Source organism: Bombiscardovia coagulans (assembly GCF_002259585.1).
In the GTDB taxonomy this organism is placed as follows: Bacteria; Actinomycetota; Actinomycetes; order Actinomycetales; family Bifidobacteriaceae; genus Bombiscardovia; species Bombiscardovia coagulans.
The window spans coordinates 72,995-91,493 of sequence record NZ_MWWS01000005.1 but is presented as its reverse complement, the minus strand read 5'-3'; the positions used below and the strand labels follow the sequence as shown (position 1 = coordinate 91,493).

At 43.2% G+C, this 18,499-nt stretch carries 13 protein-coding genes; 7 read left to right on the top strand and 6 right to left on the bottom strand.

Features of this window, described 5'->3' with window-relative positions:
* The first annotated feature begins 80 nt into the window (after positions 1 to 80).
* Positions 81 to 1,565: an amino acid permease gene (locus BOCO_RS05190; protein WP_094723040.1), complete on the top strand. Its 1,485-nt coding sequence runs from the start codon at positions 81 to 83 to the stop codon at positions 1,563 to 1,565.
* Here the strand turns inward: BOCO_RS05190 and BOCO_RS05185 are convergent.
* The 3 genes from BOCO_RS05185 to fbaA all read right to left on the bottom strand — a co-directional run bounded on the left by BOCO_RS05185 (position 1,543) and on the right by fbaA (position 5,213).
* The gene (locus BOCO_RS05185) at positions 1,543 to 2,667 is read right to left on the bottom strand and encodes a LacI family DNA-binding transcriptional regulator (RefSeq protein WP_094723039.1); all 1,125 of its coding nucleotides are present in this window, start codon (positions 2,665 to 2,667) and stop codon (positions 1,543 to 1,545) included. The genes BOCO_RS05190 and BOCO_RS05185 overlap by 23 nt on opposite strands.
* Before the next feature lie 75 nt (positions 2,668 to 2,742).
* Positions 2,743 to 4,044: an adenylosuccinate synthase gene (locus tag BOCO_RS05180; protein ID WP_094723038.1), complete on the bottom strand. Its 1,302-nt coding sequence runs from the start codon at positions 4,042 to 4,044 to the stop codon at positions 2,743 to 2,745.
* A 95-nt stretch (positions 4,045 to 4,139) separates the two neighbouring features.
* Positions 4,140 to 5,213, bottom strand: coding sequence for a class II fructose-bisphosphate aldolase (fbaA, locus tag BOCO_RS05175; RefSeq protein ID WP_094723037.1), 1,074 nt, complete (start codon positions 5,211 to 5,213; stop codon positions 4,140 to 4,142).
* A gap of 562 nt (positions 5,214 to 5,775) precedes the next feature.
* Here fbaA and dcd point away from each other — a divergent pair.
* The 4 genes from dcd to BOCO_RS05155 all read left to right on the top strand — a co-directional run bounded on the left by dcd (position 5,776) and on the right by BOCO_RS05155 (position 10,942).
* A complete protein-coding gene (gene dcd / locus BOCO_RS05170; RefSeq protein ID WP_094723036.1) occupies positions 5,776 to 6,357 on the top strand; it encodes a dCTP deaminase in 582 nt (193 codons plus the stop codon).
* A gap of 126 nt (positions 6,358 to 6,483) precedes the next feature.
* Positions 6,484 to 8,364, top strand: coding sequence for a DUF4012 domain-containing protein (locus tag BOCO_RS05165; protein WP_094723035.1), 1,881 nt, complete (start codon positions 6,484 to 6,486; stop codon positions 8,362 to 8,364).
* A 1,399-nt stretch (positions 8,365 to 9,763) separates the two neighbouring features.
* Complete coding sequence (locus tag BOCO_RS05160; protein WP_094723034.1) at positions 9,764 to 10,375, top strand: ImmA/IrrE family metallo-endopeptidase; 612 nt, start codon at positions 9,764 to 9,766, stop codon at positions 10,373 to 10,375.
* 39 nt (positions 10,376 to 10,414) lie between these two features.
* Entirely contained in the window at positions 10,415 to 10,942 is a 528-nt protein-coding gene (locus BOCO_RS05155) for a hypothetical protein (RefSeq protein ID WP_094723033.1), read from the top strand.
* An 885-nt stretch (positions 10,943 to 11,827) separates the two neighbouring features.
* On the opposite strand, the gene BOCO_RS05150 is transcribed toward BOCO_RS05155, so the two are convergent.
* Both BOCO_RS05150 and BOCO_RS05145 read right to left on the bottom strand, forming a co-directional pair.
* Positions 11,828 to 13,087 carry a hypothetical protein gene (locus tag BOCO_RS05150; protein ID WP_094723032.1) on the bottom strand — a complete coding sequence of 420 codons (1,260 nt, stop codon included), beginning with the start codon at positions 13,085 to 13,087 and terminating at the stop codon, positions 11,828 to 11,830.
* Between the two features lie 521 nt (positions 13,088 to 13,608).
* Positions 13,609 to 15,033 (bottom strand): lipopolysaccharide biosynthesis protein, encoded by a 1,425-nt coding sequence (locus BOCO_RS05145; RefSeq protein WP_094723031.1) that lies wholly within the window; start codon positions 15,031 to 15,033, stop codon positions 13,609 to 13,611.
* Between the two features lie 156 nt (positions 15,034 to 15,189).
* Between BOCO_RS05145 and BOCO_RS05140 the strand changes: the two genes are divergently transcribed.
* Complete coding sequence (locus BOCO_RS05140; RefSeq protein WP_094723030.1) at positions 15,190 to 16,206, top strand: glycosyltransferase family 2 protein; 1,017 nt, start codon at positions 15,190 to 15,192, stop codon at positions 16,204 to 16,206.
* A gap of 2 nt (positions 16,207 to 16,208) precedes the next feature.
* Here BOCO_RS05140 and BOCO_RS05135 read toward each other — a convergent pair whose 3' ends face one another.
* Entirely contained in the window at positions 16,209 to 17,240 is a 1,032-nt protein-coding gene (locus tag BOCO_RS05135) for a glycosyltransferase (RefSeq protein WP_094723029.1), read from the bottom strand.
* A 61-nt stretch (positions 17,241 to 17,301) separates the two neighbouring features.
* Between BOCO_RS05135 and BOCO_RS05130 the strand changes: the two genes are divergently transcribed.
* Entirely contained in the window at positions 17,302 to 18,456 is a 1,155-nt protein-coding gene (locus BOCO_RS05130; protein ID WP_158520418.1) for a glycosyltransferase, read from the top strand.
* Positions 18,457 to 18,499 lie beyond the last annotated feature (43 nt).

Here is an 18,499-nt window from a genome sequence, read left to right as displayed (position 1 = left end):
GGCATTGCAACGTCTCAACACCGCTTGACTGGCAGCCACGTCGTTTTACGCTCCTTCTTACATAACGCAAGGAGGACTCAATGGACCAGCATAAGGTCACGTCTACTCCAACACAAACCAATAACTCCGGTGGTGGTGTCCAACGGAACTTACAATCCAGACATGTGTCAATGATTGCTTTGGGTGGCTGCATTGGCACCGGACTCTTTATGACATCAGGATCCACCATCGCCAAGGCAGGGCCTGGCGGAGGCATCATTGCCTACGCAGCCATGGGAATCATGGTCTACTTCCTTATGACTTCTCTGGGAGAACTTGCTACCCACATGCCCGTTTCAGGCTCCTTTGCCACCTACAACGCACGGTACGTGGACCCAGCATTAGGCTTTGCTATGGGTTGGAATTATTGGTTTAACTGGGCCATCACTGTTGCAGTTGACGTTTCTACAGCAGCCCTGCTCATCAACTATTGGTTGCCCAACACTCCTGGATGGATGTGGAGCCTGCTTGTCTTGGTGTTTATCTTCCTCATCAATGCCCTTACTGTCTCGACTTTTGGAGAGACAGAATTTTGGCTCTCCCTCATTAAAGTTATTACCGTCATTGTCTTCCTCATCATTGGTTTTGCAATGATTCTTGGCATAATGTTCCATCCAGCTGTAGGCCTGCAAAACTTTACGTACAAGGAAGCCCCGTTTGTCGGTGGTTTTCCGGCAATCCTCAGTGTCTTTCTCATTGCTGGATTCTCTTTTCAAGGTACTGAACTTATAGGTGTAACTGCGGGAGAGTCAGATAATCCTTCCCGAACTGTCCCGAAAGCCATTAACGAGGTCTTCTGGAGAATTCTTCTCTTCTACGTTCTTTCAATTTTCGTTATTGCAGCTCTTATCCCATACACCTCGCCCAACCTTCTTTCTGCTGCTGATGGCGATATTGCTATGTCTCCTTTCACATTGATCTTCCAACGGGCAGGTCTAGCCAGTGCTGCGAGCCTTATGAATGCCATTGTGCTCACTTCTGTAATTTCCGCAGCTAATTCTGGGGCCTACGCCTCAACACGTATGCTTTACGCACTAGCCCGAGACCACTATGCTCCTCAGATTTTCGCTCGGACCAGCAAGAATGGTATTCCATTTGCAGCATTAGTTGCCACAACAACTGTGGCTTTGGCCGCTCTTGCCACATCGATTTTCGGGCAACAAGTGTATATGTGGCTGGTAGCTGCGTCTGGCTTGTCTGGATTTATTGCGTGGATTGGCATTGCCCTCAGCCACTATCGCTTCAGAAAGGCCTTCATCCTGCAAGGCCATCAGCTTAGCGAACTCAAGTATCACGCAAAATGGTTCCCCTTTGGCCCAATTGCGGCATTCATGTTATGCATAATTGTCATAGGCGGACAAAATATAGACGCTTTTCTCCAATGGGACTGGGAAGAGATCGGTGTGACGTATATCAGCATCCCTCTTGTACTCATTCTTTTCTTGGGATATAAGTTCAAGCACCATACCAAAATTGTGCGCTTATCAGAAATAGACCTCAGTGCTAACGATTCGACTCACGAGTAGACTCCCCCAGTTTCAGGGACATAGGGATGAGTTCGTTTGTACCCGAGTACGGCACCTGGGAAGAATTCTGAGAAAGAGCGGTTGAGCACTGTTGTTGTGAAGATGAAACAGGATGATAGGTCCTACCTGGTATAGCCTCAAGTAGACGTCGTGCTAAAGCATTAGCAATACCATCAAAATCTTGTTGAATACGAGTTAATGTGAGCCCTGCCAAATCGGAAACGTATGTGCCATCGTACGCAATAATTTGCAGGTCCTCAGGAATGGCCTTTCCTCTACGAATTGCTTCTTGCACACAAAAAGCAGCGCCTAAATCAGGTGCAACAATAGCATCCAAATCTTCATATTGTTCAAAAGCCTGATGGGCTGCATCCCGGAATTGATCCATTTGTGCTACGTTCTCAATTTCGATGTAATCACAACGGATCCCTGCTTGCTCGAGGGCTTGTTCAAATGCGAGGTGGTACCGGATAGGTGGGAAAGTAGTGTGACCGTTAATCTGGATGCTTCCTAATGAAATGGAACGAACGCCCTTTGCGGTCTGATAGCGGGTGCGGGGACCACCGATTTCAACTACATGGTGGACTCCTGTGTGCACAAAAACATCTGCCGCTAAACGCCCGCCCTGCGTGTGGTCAGAACCAACGAAGGGGATAGTATCCCCGAGAAAACGATCAAAAGCCACAATGGGACGGTCAATAGATGACCAATAATCCACAGGATAGACTGCGTGGGCACCCATGATAATCCCGTCCATAGCATGCCTGCGCAGCATATCTACATACTGACTCACATCTTGATCCACGTCTGCCGTAGAGCACAAGACAGCGCGCATACCCTGCTCATACAGAGACCGCTGCAAAGAGGCTGTGAGCGTTGCAAAAAAGGGATGACGAATAGTGGGCACGATGACACCCACCAAGTTTGTTTGGTTGCGTGACAAGTTACGAGCTAATTCATTGGGCACATAGTTCAATCGCTTCATAGCTTGGCTTACACGCTCAGCCATAGCATCCGATACGTAGCCATTGCCATTAACAACGAGAGAGACGGTACTTGTTGAAACGCCTGCTTCTCGAGCCACATCGCGCATACCTACCATAGGAGCCCTCCCATGAGCATTAGAACAGGGCTCTTTCTAGTATCGTCAATATCGAACGTTCGACACCCTGCGTTTTTAGTCTACCAGAGAATGGATAGAGACAATTTGATCACGTCCAGCACCTGATCCAATTGCAGAGATACGGCAATTCGAAAGATCCTCTAAGCGGTGTACGTAATCTTGAGCTTTTTGCGGGAACTCGTCGAACGACTGCGCACCGGAGATGTCTTCAGACCAGCCAGGGAATTCTTCGTACACGGGTTTAGCAGAGGCAACTTCACCCTGATCTGTAGGCATTTCGTTGACGCGAACGCTAGATCCATCAGCTAGTGTCACATCGTAACCCACACACACGGGGATAGTTTCAAGTCCTGTTAGCACATCGAGCTTTGTGAGGACAATGTCTGTTAAACCGTTGATTTGAGTAGCATACCGAGCTACTAGGGCGTCAAACCAACCACAGCGGCGAGACCGACCGGTTGTCACGCCGAATTCGTGCCCTTGCTGGCGCAGCCATTCACCCGACTCATCATGTAATTCTGTTGGGAAGGGACCCTCGCCAACACGGGTTATGTATGCCTTTGCTACACCAATAACACGATCTATTTTAGTGGGGCCGACGCCTGTGCCTGTGCATGCTCCACCTGCTGTGCAATTGGAGGAAGTCACATAGGGGTAAGTGCCATGGTCTACATCTAGCATGGTGGCCTGGCCACCTTCAAAGAGCACCGATTTACCAGCATCTAAGGCTTGATTAAGTAGGAGTGAGGTATTAGCCACATATGGCTTCAAGTGTTCAGCTTCCTCTAAGAGCTGGTCCACAACCTCTTCTACATCAATTTGCGGTAGTGCATACACCTTTTCTAGTTCCATGTTTTTCTGCCGCAAAGAGGCCTGAACTTTGTCCCGCAAATGGCCTTCATTAAAGAGATCGTGAACACGAATACCTACCCTATTGACCTTATCTACATAGGATGGGCCAATGCCTCGGCCTGTTGTACCAATTTTGTGGCTACCCAAAAAGCGTTCAGAGAGCTTGTCTAAGGTTCGATGGAAGGGAGCTATAACATGCGCGGCTTCCGAAACTTTAAGCTTCGAGCAGTCCAGGCCACGGGCTTGCAGCCCATCAATCTCACCGAACAGGGCTTGTAAGTCAACAACCACACCATTACCAATCACTGGAGTTACCTGTGGGTTGATTATGCCAGAGGGTAATAGGTGGAGGGCATAGGTCTGGTCATCGACTACCACTGTATGACCAGCATTATTGCCGCCATTAAAGCGAGCTACGTAGTCCATCTTGCTACCAATGAGATCAGTGGCTTTACCTTTACCTTCGTCTCCCCATTGCATACCGACGATTACAATTCCAGGCATGATCTCCTCCTCTGAATCAGGTAAGCCGACGCTTTATACCCAACTAACCACCACCTGAACACTACCTTGAAGCCTAGAGAGAGTAATGAGTAGGCTTAGCGCAGTGCACGACCAGCAGACCCCAATTGTTGGCATGCCTCTACCACACGAGCAGCCATTGTACCTTCAGCTTCTCGCCCCCAAGAACGAGGGTCATATGAGCTTTTAGCTCCCACTTCGCCATCGATTTTGAGGACTTTATCGTAGTTGCTAAACATATGACCAGCTACGCCTCTAGTGAAGGCATACTGTGTGTCAGTATCCACATTCATCTTCACAACGCCTTCACGAACAGCTTGTGCTATCTCTTCAGGTTGTGAACCAGACCCTCCGTGAAATACCAGAAGGAAAGGCTTGTCACTAGGAGCACCAGCCACAGCTTCACTGGTGGCAGCAGGGAACTGACCTTGAGCTACCGCCCTTGCTGTAGTCTCCTGCACCTGCCCTAGCAGTTCAGGTCGCAATTTCACCAAACCTGGCTTATAGGCGCCATGAACGTTACCAAAGGTGAAAGCAGCCATGTACCGGCCTTGCTCCCCTAACCCTAGTGCCTGAGCTACAGTGATGCCATCAGTGGGCCTAGAGTAGAGTCGCTCATTAATCTCAGCAGAGATGCCATCTTCTTCACCGCCGACAGCACCTATCTCAATTTCCAAAACAGTATGAGCAGCTCGGCAATCTGCAAGGAGGTCCTTAGCTATAGCCAAATTTTGGTCTAAGGGTAGCGTGGATCCATCCCACATATGCGATTGAAAGAGAGGTTCTTCGCCGCGACTTACCTGTTCTTTTTCATAGGCCAGCAGAGGCCGCACCCACTCATCTAAGTACTGGGGAGCACAGTGGTCTGTGTGGAGGGCAACGGTGATGTCTTTGTAGTGCGAAATAACCTCAGCAGCAAAGCGCGCGAAGGCAATAGAACCTACTACACGGTCTTGCAACCGTTGCCCGGATATATAAGAAGCACCACCAACCGACAGTTGTATTATGCCGTCGGATTGTGCCTCAGAAAAACCTTGGAGGGCTGCATTTAAGGTTTGCGTGGAAGTCACATTAATTGCTGGATAAGCATAGGACCCACGACGGGCAGCATCGAGCATGTGGGCATATTCTTCAGAGTTTGCAAGGGTCATAATCTCATTGTCGTTCGGGCTCTCGATAAAAAAGCTGCTTCGTTATTACAGATAGAAAACCCGGCGGATGGGGGCCGCCGGGTTGAGAGAGAGAATAAGAAAAAAGGAGCAACTGTCATTAAGCGACTGCCACCACTGCAGTAATCACCTAATCACCTTACTTCACAACTTCACATCAACCACACTTATAGTAAACCAACCCAACCTCACTGAATAAATAAAACAACCTCAAAGATTCCTGGGAATTATGTGTAGGATTTGTGAACGAGCATGTGTTCCTTGTCCCTAATCCCCAAGAAACCGTGCCGTTCAGCACCATAGTTCACCTCCCGTAAACGTGCACTAAACCAACGTTTGCCAACATATTCCTGGCAGGCGAAGTAGGCTACCTCTCGTAAAACGCATACCCCATACCAGCCGTCGCCTGAAAACACGGCCTCTGGCTCGTGTTCCGGTATGTGCTGCAAGAACTGCGAACAACACTCTACTTAGCAAAGATTGAGAGGCAGTAGACTTACAGGTAGTAGATACATACGTACCCCATGATGTAAGGAGAGCAGGCATGCTACTCAGTGACCACGATATAGTGACAGCCCACGAGGAAGGACACCTCTCCCTGAACCCGTGGACCCCTGAAATGGTTCAACCAGCCAGCATCGATGTACGTCTTGATAAATTCTTCCGTCTCTTCAACAACCACGAGTACACCTACGTGGATCCAGCAGAAAATCAAGGAGACCTCACCGAGCAATTCGAGGTACCGGCCGGGGAACCTTGGATTCTCCACCCCGGAGAATTCGTGCTCGGCTCCACCTGGGAATACGTTAAACTCGACGCCTCAATAGCAGCGCGACTGGAAGGGAAGAGCTCACTAGGACGCCTGGGCATTCTCACCCATTCAACAGCTGGCTTCATTGACCCAGGCTTCGAAGGACACATCACCCTCGAACTTTCCAACGTCAGTACCCTGCCAGTCAAACTGTGGCCAGGTATGAAAATCGGACAAATGTGCTTCTTCCAACTCAGCTCTCCAGCTGAACACCCCTACGGATCAGAAGGCACTGGCTCACACTACCAAGGACAACGCGGACCAACACCATCGCGGTCATACGAAAACTTCTACAAAGCAGACATAGAAGCGTAAAAGTGCACCAGAGCACGGCAGAATTTGTAGAGAATTAGGATCTTTTTAGCGAGCACTCAACAATTACAGGCACAATTAGGTTTGTGGCTTTTATATGCCTACTCAGTAAAACGTCAGGAGCTGTACATGCCTAGTTCAAGTACTTCATACAAAGTTGCTAAGCCTACAAGCAGCAAGAAGGGGAGTAACTGGTTTGGCTCGCACAGCAGGCAAGTACAACCACCAAAGGGGCATAGAGGACGTAATGTCTTTTTGGTGATCCTCTTACTGCTCATCGTTGTTGCTGCCTTGTGTGGCGCCCTGGGCTACAAGTTCTACAAAGACGCCATGGCTATTAAAGCCCATGAAGAACAGGCTCTGAGTTACATCAAAGACTTCCAAGATGAGCAAAAACTCATGCAAGATCCAGGTGCACTTAACCGCGCAGTTCCTAAGATACAAGATGAAACGCAAGCCGCTAGGCTGATTGCACACGGAAGCTTGTGGAATATCGCAACAAAACTACCTGTCTACGGAAATGACGTGAAAACTGTTCAAGGCATGATCGACACCGTTGACGACATGTCCCAGCAGACCTTCCCCACACTGGCCAATACCATCAATCAATTAGCAACAGCTAAATTCAGCCAGGGTAATGGGCAAATTAACTTGGAACCAATTGAGCAGGCGAGCGCTGGTTTCAATACGGTAAATACCAATATGCAGAGCGAGCTTAAGGAACTCAAGGCTCTCCCTGTCCCTAAAATTGGTAAGGTACAGTCAATTTACCATCAGAGCGTGAGCCAGTTTACTGATGTTTCTAACAAAGTAAGCCAGCTCAACAGCACTATTCAAGTGCTTCCCCAGTTCCTTGGCAGCAAGGCTCCGAGAAACTATATTATCGTTGCACAAACTCCGGCTGAAGCTAGGTCAAGCGGCGGACTTATTGGCTCACTTGGCTCTATGAACGCCACCAATGGAAAAGTGACGGTTGGTGAGTTTCATCCTAATACTGAATTTGTGCACCTTGGCGGTGGGGCAGACAAAGAAGAAGAACGACTCTTCTCAGTCCCCCTGAAATTCAGTTTCGACATTAGAGACCTTTCAGCCTTCCCGGATTTTTCGAGGGAAGCACAGCTCGTCAATGACAGGTGGCAGAGGTCTCCTTATGCAGGGCCAGTCGACGGTGTCATGATGCTTGACCCTGTCTATATCCAAGAAATCATCAAAATCAGCGGTAATGTTAGAACAACCACTGGCCTCGAACTCACTGGCGACAATACAGCTCAGTTCTTCATGAATGACATATACAAGACAGTTCCCGTCGCCCAGCAAGATGCTGTCTTCGCAGGCGTAGCCTCGCAGGCCATGAATAATGCGCTTTCTGACATGAATATCAAGAAGCTCCTGCAGATGGCGAAAACCATGCAGCCAATGGCGGAACAGCGCCACCTCTACGCATATTCATTCCACGCAGACGAGGCAAAGAACTTCCAAGGGGCCGGTCTGGCGAAGAACGCACCAGAAAGCGAAGAAAAGCCTGAAGTTGGCATCTACCTTAACCAAAACAATCCGTCAAAGCTTGACTGGTATATTCACCGCAAGACTACCGTTACGCGTACTAGCTGCAATCAGGATGGGTCGCAAAGTTACCACGTTACATTTACAATGACCAACTCCATTCCCAAAGCAGATTTATACAGCGGCAATGCATATATTTTGGGTGGTATCGATAACGTAAGTTTCCCAGGAGTCGCTGTAGAGAGAATGCTGTTTTACGGTCCGGCAGGCGGGTCTATAACGAATATCAATTACAAGGGAAATGCCTCACCAATGCTTAAGGATTCACTGGACGGCAAGGCCCTCTGGACCAACGTTGCATCCGTTGCACCCGGGAAATCGGTAACGTATGAATTCGACGTTACCACCTCTCCGAAATCGAAAACTGACTTAAAAATAGACCAAACCCCCATGGGTTGGGAGGATCTAGGAGTAACCTATGATCTTAACAATTGCCCCAGTCAGTGATGGTTTTGACGCTAGCAGTTGTAGTCAATTACACTATCCAGCATCAATAAGGACTCGCTCATCGTCGTTTCTTATGGTCTCTAACAAGTTATGAATTTCTAATTACTTCTGATTCTATCGTTGTAATACTTGTTACAGTTTACTTTAACCAATTTAGAAATACACTTTTACTCATAAACATCTTCTTAAGAGAAGAAAAGTCTGCATATTTGTACTAGTCCATACTCAGGTTACCATTTTTCAAAGCAGCATCTTCAGCTTTGTTAATTACATATACCATGCAAATGCAATTGACATAACTATCATTTACTTCACAGCTATTCTGATCTATTTTAAAACAAAAGGAGTCCTTTTTTGAGCCCAAACGCGATTGTTCTTGCACGACAGTGTAACGCGTTACATTTTACATTCGGATGATCTGAAATATGTTTTAATTACTAAACTAGCGCGAGGAAGAATGTCTCAATATCAGCTCTAACCAACTTATTCTCAGACACATATTAAATTGTAGTAGTGTGGGGCATAATGGTGTTCGTGAAGTTGAAACCCAAGTAGTAGAAGTAACAGGAGATGTAAAGTCAATCATCTTTTGGAATACACATACGATTGACGATTTGAAGAGTAAAACTGAACGCAACCGAGTATAACGTTAGAAATTAAGATTTAGCAATTGGTTACGATACCAAACGTAACCTCATCTGGAAAACTTCTACTGGCACAGTCAGCACCGAAGTAAAATCTAAATTTATGATGGCACAACGAGAGTAGACAAACACCGATACAGCAAGTAAGCCTGATGTGAGATTCTGTTACTTACACGAAACGGATACATTATGCGCTCGATATGTGGTTCCCTAATGTGTTCTTCCCTTAATGAAGACTATGCGGCGTTACAAGGAGGTACCAAGGCGTATCCCGGACTTCTATGGTCTCATTTTCACAGGTTTTATGGCAAACCAATCCCAAAGAGAAAGCCACTGGAGCCTTCCTCGGTCTAACCCGCTAGCTGGTATCAACCCTAACTACACACCAGACACAAAAACCACTACACTACCGCCCAAAGTATCGCTTTACAGTTCAAAAGAGAGATAGTCCAACACTCACCAGCGAGGCCATGACTATGTACTACAGGACTACTGGTTTGGATCAATGCAAACACGGCATGCTCAAATTCAACTCGGTACCAGGCATTGGAAGCTACCCACTAGTTTTTACAGGAAGACTAGAAAATAAGTAATAGTGATGCTTCGGGAATATTCTGATGACATATCGATAAAGTCACATGATAACAAGTTCGAAATCTGCAGTAACGGCTTTTGTCGTACTTAAATACTTATATACAGCTATACTGTTATACAGAGAAAGCTGTCGCGCAATAGCAGATAGCTAGTAGCAATAAATGAGAATCAAAAAGGTGGGAGGCGACATGACCAGACAGACGAAGAATATTTCCGAAAAATTGGTTGACACTGTTGCCAACAGGATTGTGATTCCCGTTACTGAGTCAACTGAACCAGCATTGGCAGCGAGCCTAACATTATTTGTGACAGTATCCAACGAACAGCGGACAGTTAAGTTACCCATTCGTGTGGTCGATATAGCTACCAAGCTTGGACTAATTGTCGAGTCTTTGCCTCTTGACGAGGGGCTGGATGGCATGCTCATCAAGGATAAGCCTAACCAGCCGTTCAAGGCGGTCTATAACTGTTATCAACCTACAGTGCGTCAGCGGTTTACCTTGGCTCACGAGATTGGACACTACATCCGCCAGTACCAGGAGTGGCCGGTTGATAAAATCACAGCTGAACCTGAGCATCGCGACCGTAACTCATCCTTGGGATTCGATCCTAATGAGATCTGGGCAAACGGTTTTGCTGCGGCTCTGCTTATGCCAGCACCTATCGTGAGGAAATACTGGGCTGAAGGCAAGACGGATGCTGACATGGCTAAGAAATTCGAAGTATCGGAAAGTTCCATGACTTTCCGACGCACCAATCTTGGATTATTCTGACAGGTCACACCAGTACGGAAGAATAGAGAGGTCTCCGGCTTGGATCAAGATACCGTTGAAATGGGCAAGGAAAGAGTACAAGAGTTCTTGCCCATTTACAAATTCGCTCAGGAGAGAGCCGAGAGGAAACATAACCAAGATGGAAGCTTACAGCCTGTGCAAAGTGAGCCAGAATCTAAGGAAACTGACACTGTCACTTTAGATAGTTCTGGCGATGGTCAGAGAGAGCAGAGCGAGCGGTCTAATAAAGAGAGAAGGACTCTACAGGATCGCAAGGATGACGAAGAAATAACGAAGCTCAAACTTGAGAACGATCATCTACGACAGCAAAATAAGTTAAGGTTCCTTTTAGGGGGTGGTCTGATTGTTTGCGTAGTACTCCAATTGCTCATAAGTGATTGTGTTGTTGGTGCCTATGTGCTACATCAGTCAGTTGCATCTGAGCGTATTGTGCTCGCTTGGATGAGCACCAGTGTCATAGAATTACTTGGAATCATAATGGTGGTGGTAAGAAGCCTATTCCCTCTTAATGGTGATCGTCACGCTAATTCCACGAAAAAGCACTAATACAGAGAAAATCCATGTAACAATTTTTAGCATCATTTCATTAATTATGTACTAGCTCAATATAATTACTTTAATGTCGCCCCTCAAAAGTTTGCTGGGCTCTTGACCAATGGCCTTGGCTATGTTGGTTGTTTTAAAAACCGAGTTCCCCTACCGCATCGATCAAGCGCTCGATGACAGGCTAAGAAAATCTCTCAGGCTATGTTCTTAACCCTTCATCCACAAGGTAACCGTAATTAAGTTTGAAAAACGTTTGTTCATGCAAAAGCCCCGTCAAAACGAGGCATTGCTGAAAGAAGTTAATTAGATTACTGTTTTATACTGAAGTTGGGATCAGTAACAAAATAGCTTAAGACAGGTTGATTAAAATCTTGTAAATCGACACCATTCACACATAAAGCCAATCATGTATGAATCGGTTGAAGCCATTAAACTGCTATATTCTTGCTATGCCTATCCTTAGATGGCGCTGAGAACTGTATTGTGGGTTATTTTGTATTCAGTAAAGGTCTTTAATGGGCGTATAATACTGATTTTGGGGATTGATTGCCCTTAGATGAAAGAAATACTACTTGGTAATAAAACCAGTTAAGATCGCTAAAATCGTCGAATGAATACCGTGCGCATTTTCGGGCTGCCACAAAACCACTATTTTAATGAACTAGCGAGCATACTCGACGAGACAAACTGAACTTAATTATTGCCCAAATCAGTTATCTGATTTGATTACCGTAAAACAAGTAAAACTACCAACGGCATTTAACAGTATTTTCAACCAAAATACTATAAACAAAAACTACACCAGAATTGAAATACGGCACAAAATAAATGAAATTTGTGTCAGTATGAAAACGTTCTCATTTAAAGAGAGAACAGGAGTACCCGTTATTCAATGTCCAAAAAGCCGTTAAGGTGAAATAAAGTAAAATCTATAAAATAATTATCATAAGTAGTTCGATATCGCACAACACCCGTCCCAATTATCAATAAAATGAGAATACAGATTATTGAGTACTGGACCCCACTTCTAGATGGCATAACTCTCTTTCCAGCTACAGCGAAAGATTGTGTATAACTTGAACTTGAAAATACTAAAAACAAGAAAGGAACAAGACAAATACTGCTTAAGATGGAGTATCGGCCGCTCACAGTCCAACTATACAGAGACCCCACGCTAAATGCAATGGTACCAGCTAACAACCAGATACATGTACTTGCTGACAGTTTACGAGATGTTTCAGCATTCATAGTCAACATGCCCAAGATGAAACAAGCTGTAACGCCGATAATGGTGCAATAAATCAATAACCACCATGAAAATGGTCTCGTGGCATCATAACTCTGTCCAAATTCTGGAGCCAATCCGAAGTATAGGTCAATCTTCTTTGACAACATTTTTGCATAGAGCCAAGGTAACGAATCCAAAACTTTAGAAAGAGGCGACATAAGAAGAAAATGTAATAGCAAAAATAGAAGTGCAACAAATTTCCAAGTACGGCTAGCTATTTTCATAACCGCATATATCATTACCAAGGCAAATATTCCGAAATGCATAAGTACAGCAGCCAAGCACAAGAGAGTACCGACTATGTTGCTGACTCGAGTACCCAAAATCCTTGTCTCAACAATACCCATACCTAAAACAGCTAAACCAACGCTGCTCCAAAAACGACCATTTGTAGAAACTTGAGTAAAGTCAACCGTTAGCATAATCAAAAGTACACTGAAAGTTGAAACCCAAGGCGCTCCGTGTACTTTTCGAATGACGAGTCCTAATACAGCAAAAAAAGATCCATAAAATATCCCAACTGATATTGCCTGCATAATGTGAGAGCTATGCGTGATAGCGCCTATTGAAACAAGAGTTGCAGACAAGGGTGAAAAAGCATATATCTTATATAAGTAACTCAATCCTTGCTGGGTTGCCTGTCTCATGTCTTCTGACATACGGATCATGTCGGTATACTGATCAGTTGTAATCAACAGGCCGAACACTATTAATACCGCTAGAAGGATTAAATGAAGGATGTTTTGCAGCTGACGTGTTTGATATATCTGTTTTGGTACATATATCACCACCAACGAGGCACATAAATACACTAAGATCAAAAGTGGATAAGCATACTTCAGTTCAAATAGAATCATAGTCTTTTACCCTCTACAGTCATTCCCATATGTGAACCTCAAGTCTAAAATGCACCCATCCGATAAAGGAAGATTTATATATTCACAATGGTAGAGCGATAAGTAATTGAATTCTTAAAAAGTAAGCTTCATTGGCATAAATTACACAGTTAAACAAAGACTGCTCCCTGCACAAAAGACTTATCTAAAATCAAAAAGCACAATACATACAAAATAAACGAACTTTCTTCCCCCTCCACTCAATTCACTTTATTACTTATTCTTAATTCGAGTAAATATGATCACACAACCAGTAATCAACTCTTGCTTTTTATCAAAACACAAACGGAACATTGGGAAAACTATATACTGACCAGAAAATAATAACCTTACCTATTACTAGGAAAACGAAAATATAACAAGTTGAACCTATTCCACACTGAGTATAGCTAATCAGCATACATATAACCTGGTTTGAGTTCATGAACAATTTCTAGATTGTCTCAAAAGTCTTTTCAGTTGGTAACGAAATTGCAATAGTTTTACCAGTTATGAGAGCTAGGTGCTATCTTACCTAGCGTTAATTTCAAGAAAGGCCATACGTCAATTAATTTCATTACACATATTATCAAGAAAATAACTAGCGAAAATGTCATATACTGACTGGTCTGCATATACATAACAACAACTTGTGCAACAAGCAAAATAATACTGGCTATTTCAATTACCCAATTGATTTGAACTGACATAATAGACTGGGTTTGAAATACCCTAATAACAAACATAACAAAGTTTCCGGATACCATTGCTAGTGCTGCTCCTAAAAGACCGAGCATCGGAACAAGAAGCCATGTAAAAATAATAATGACTATAGACGCAATACCGGTCGATATGAAAATTCCTTTTGTTTTCATACTTGTAGTGAATATAGTTTCATAAAAACCAGAAAGTACACTGAAATAGAATGCAAGCACAAGTACTGTTACAAGCGGCCATGAAGTAAAAAACTCACCTTGTAATAGGAACTTAGCTAACCAAGGAGTAACCAGTATAATGGCAGAGCCGCACATAGCCATAAACGCTCGAAAAACACAAAAAACTGTGGAGAAGAAACTCTTTATTCCCTCTTTCCGGTACTCTTTAAACGCAGATAGGCTCCACGCTTGCCAAAAGGTATTAGACAGAATATTCATCAAACTCGGTATTTTGTTTACTGCTGCAAAAATTCCCGAAGCACCAACTCCCATCATCGAGGTAATAAAAAAACGATTGATGCTAGTGCCCATCCACCAAAAAACTAAATTAGGAATTGTAGGAATTGCAAAAACCATCATTTTCTTCAAATAATGGATATTGGCCTTAGAAAACGGTATATGCAATTGCGTATATAACTTCCCCCAAGTCAAATACAGCAATATAGCAACGCCATTGCCAAATATCATCGACAGAAAGTAGCCCTCGACACGAAGAAAGCAAAATTTAACAGATATGATGGCAGTCACCACTGTTACCAAAGAAGAAATTACTGAAATACAGGTAATTAGCTTAATTAGGTTCCTACCTCTTGCTACGTAACCAAAGTATATTTGAAACGCCACACCTGCAAAATACAAGAGGTATAGACCCTTGTAATGCCCCAGCCCACCAAAGAATGACAAATCAAGCAAAGGCAATAAAACAGCCATGACAAAACAACCAAATAGTGTAATGGCGAAGCCAATACTGACATATTTTTCTGAATTTTTGGGGTCGTCAACGATAAACCGTATAACAGCATCGTTAGCTGCCAGTGTAAGAACCGGCACTAGAACATTGATAATTGACGTTCCTATGTCCGAAATTCCATACTCGGAAGTACTAAAATAATAAGTAAAAAAAGGAACTAGCAAAAAGGTTACGACCTTTGTTGCAAGTGTATTCAGAGTGAATAGACCTATATTAATTAGCAGACTCTTATACTTTTCCATGTTCCTTCCAATTACTAATTTTGAGAGTGAAGATATGCAAAACTTCACGCCTCTTTTAATCTTAAGACCTACCATAGCCCTGAATTTCAGTTATCTTTAGATACTCTAATCTGATACAGAAGTCGTTTTGTACAGCGGTCGACGTATACAGACTGTATGGAGAATCCAAGAGTTACAATCGTTGTACCTGTTTATAACGTAGAGCAATATCTAGATCAGTGTTTGGAGAGTCTCACAAAGCAAACATATTCAGACATACAGATTGTGCTAGTTGACGACGGATCAACTGATAGCTCTGGACGTATTTGCGACGTTTGGTCCAAATCAGATGCACGGATAAACGTCATACACCAAGCCAATCGTGGTCTTTCAGCTGCTCGCAATAGTGGACTCAGTATTGCCAGAGGGGAATACATCGAATTCGTTGACTCTGACGATTATGTAGAAAAAGAGCTGATTGAAACTCTTGTACAAACAATCGATAAAACAGGAGCAGATGCAGCAATTTTTGAATTCGATTGTATAAATGATTCCACAGGTATAGCCTCCCAAAACCCAGAAGCACGGAACTTCCCACAATCGAATAAAATGAGTGGCAAAGAAACTCTAATGCATTTACTGAAAGGAGACATTGACAACCACGCCTGGCGGTATCTCGCAGCAAAGCATCTTTTCACTGACAATGGAATACTCTTCCCTGAAAATAAACATTTCGAAGATATATACACGAGCTATAAGGTTTATGGGAATGCTAATACAATTGCCCTAGTGCACAAAACCCTATATCATTACCGAATTCGTAAAGGTTCCATACTCCATTCTAAAAATATAACTCAATCATACCGGGACGCAGAAGACGGTTTTATTGAACGCGGTATATCGCTATCGCATTGGTATCCTGAGTTATGCGAGGCAAACAAACAGGCATTAGCTTGCTGGTTAATACATTTGGCCTGGGAAAACACCCTAAAGCGTAATCATAAAGCGCGTAAAGAACTGGCTGATTATATTGATTTTGTAAACGAATCTATCAAAAAAAACATTAGCCTGAAATTACTTATGTCCTTACCCAAGGTTTTTATCCTTCAATATATTCTAATCAAAACCCATGGAGTATATGCATTAAAATTCGTACTCTCCATTTTTGGATGTCACTACAGTGTCGACGTATGATATCAACATACAGAACCGTACCCTTTTTCTCCCCTGAATAGTATTACCTTGAACGTATCAAGCCCATGTTTGATAGTTCGTGCTACTCCAAAACAACCGCTTCTCAAGAGTAAAATCTTTATGCGGTTGGTCTTTGATAAAGAAAAGAAAGGCACAATGTTCAACAGCCGCCGTATGATGCATTTTATCTGTTTTCTCGATTTATAGGCACTGAGGTCGCGCCGATTACCGAATTTTAATTCTACGAAAAAAAGCAAATTAATAATATAATCAAAGAATGCAGGCGATTCCTGCTCAAGATCAGATTCGTCTAATATTTGCTTGACTACAGTTAACCCATCTTGAGCATGTGCAGTTCCAGACTTATGTGTTAAGGAATCAGAACGCATAAAGTAGTAATAAAGGGGCTTAGTGCCATAATAGGACACCAAATGAACACAACGTAAAACCTTATTAGTAAAAAGTGCATCTTCAAGAAAACGAATATTACCATTAAAAGAAATATTATTTTCTTTCAAAAACTCGGTTTTATATAAGAAACACCAAACATAATTATTAATGTGTCTTGAGTACAACTGTTCCAAACAATCTTTCCCAAAACTCATTTTTATCTGTGGAAAATCCCGCGAAACTACATATTTGCGAGGAAATTCGCCAGCAGAATTCATCGGTTGTAGGTCGAAACTTACAACATCCGACTGATTTTCAAGAGCATTTTCTAGTAGTAACCCGATTGCATCTTTGGCTATCCAATCATCGGAATCAACAAATAATATATACTGCCCTGTTACTTGCTCTAAACCAGTATTCCTTGCTGCTGCAAGACCACCGTTGGTCCTGTGCACCGTTTTAACACGATCATCACGCTCTGCCCACTCATCACAAAGACGACCAGTTCCATCGGTAGATCCATCATCAACTAATATTATTTGAAGCCTTTGATACGTCTGATTTGTAATGCTGTCCATGCACCGATTAAGGTACCTCTCAACATTATATGCGGGGACAACAATCGATACAGTAGGATCCTTCATATTACCTGCTTTCGCAGTTCACTTTATTTCTTTTCCTTTATTTATGTATATACTACAATTTATGGAGAATAAAAGAGTTTTGATCTTCCAGATCAGCAGCAACTGGGGCGGTATAGAAACCTACATATCAAATATCCTTTTACCTTCTTTAAAAAATGTCGACGTTATTGTACTAAGTTCAACATCCGATGCAACACTGCTTCAACGTATTGAGCGGGATAATGTCATTATTAAGGAATTACCAAATCCTCGACATATCTTCAGCTATGTAAAAGCCCTACTGCCCTGTTTAAAATGGGCTGATTTAATTTACGCAAATAAAAATTCCTCTATCAATTGTTTACCGCTCGTACTATCTAAAATTGTTTCACATGCAAAAATATTTGTGCATGCGCACAACACCCAACCTACCGTGAATGGAAAAGTAAAATTATTACACTATTTATTTCGTCCTGTTTTGAATCTTTGTGCTGATACTGAATTGGCTTGTTCCAAGGCAGCAGCATTATATCTTTTCGGCGAGTCTAAATATCAGAAATTTACTATTATCAAAAATGGGATTGACACTGAACATTTTACGTATAACGAACATGCCCGACAGCGCATACGTAAGGAGTTAGGAATCGACGATGATATAAAACTCATTGGAAATGTCGGACGCATGACAAAACAAAAAAATCAAGAGCTTCTAATTGAGGCCTTTGCAAAAGTACATAAACAAATACCGAAAAGCTGCCTACTTATCCTAGGCGACGGTGACTTGGCAGATCAACTCAAGAAGCAATGTCACGAGTTATCTATTGCTGATTCTGTCATTTTTGCCGGAAATCAATCTGATACAGCTCCTTATTATTCAGCTATGGACCTTTTTGTCTTTCCATCCATACACGAAGGGCTTCCAATATCTCTAATTGAGGCTCAAACAACTGGACTTCCTGTACTAGTTTCACAGAGTGTAACAAGAGAAGTAGCGATAACAGATCAAGTTCGTTTTATATCGGTACCACAAGATGACAAACTGTGCATATCCGATGAACTTCAATCTGACAAAGAAAGCCTTCACTGGAGTCGAGCAATTTTATCCACTATCAATAATAATGTCAAAAAAGACCGTTCAATATACCCTCAACAAATACGTTTAGCCGGCTATGATGTACATACAAGCATTCAAAAACTCAAATTATTGCTAAAACAATCGCTTCTGCAACACGGATAGGTTGTATTATCTGATTCTTAATTAGGTAATAGAATCTCCACTA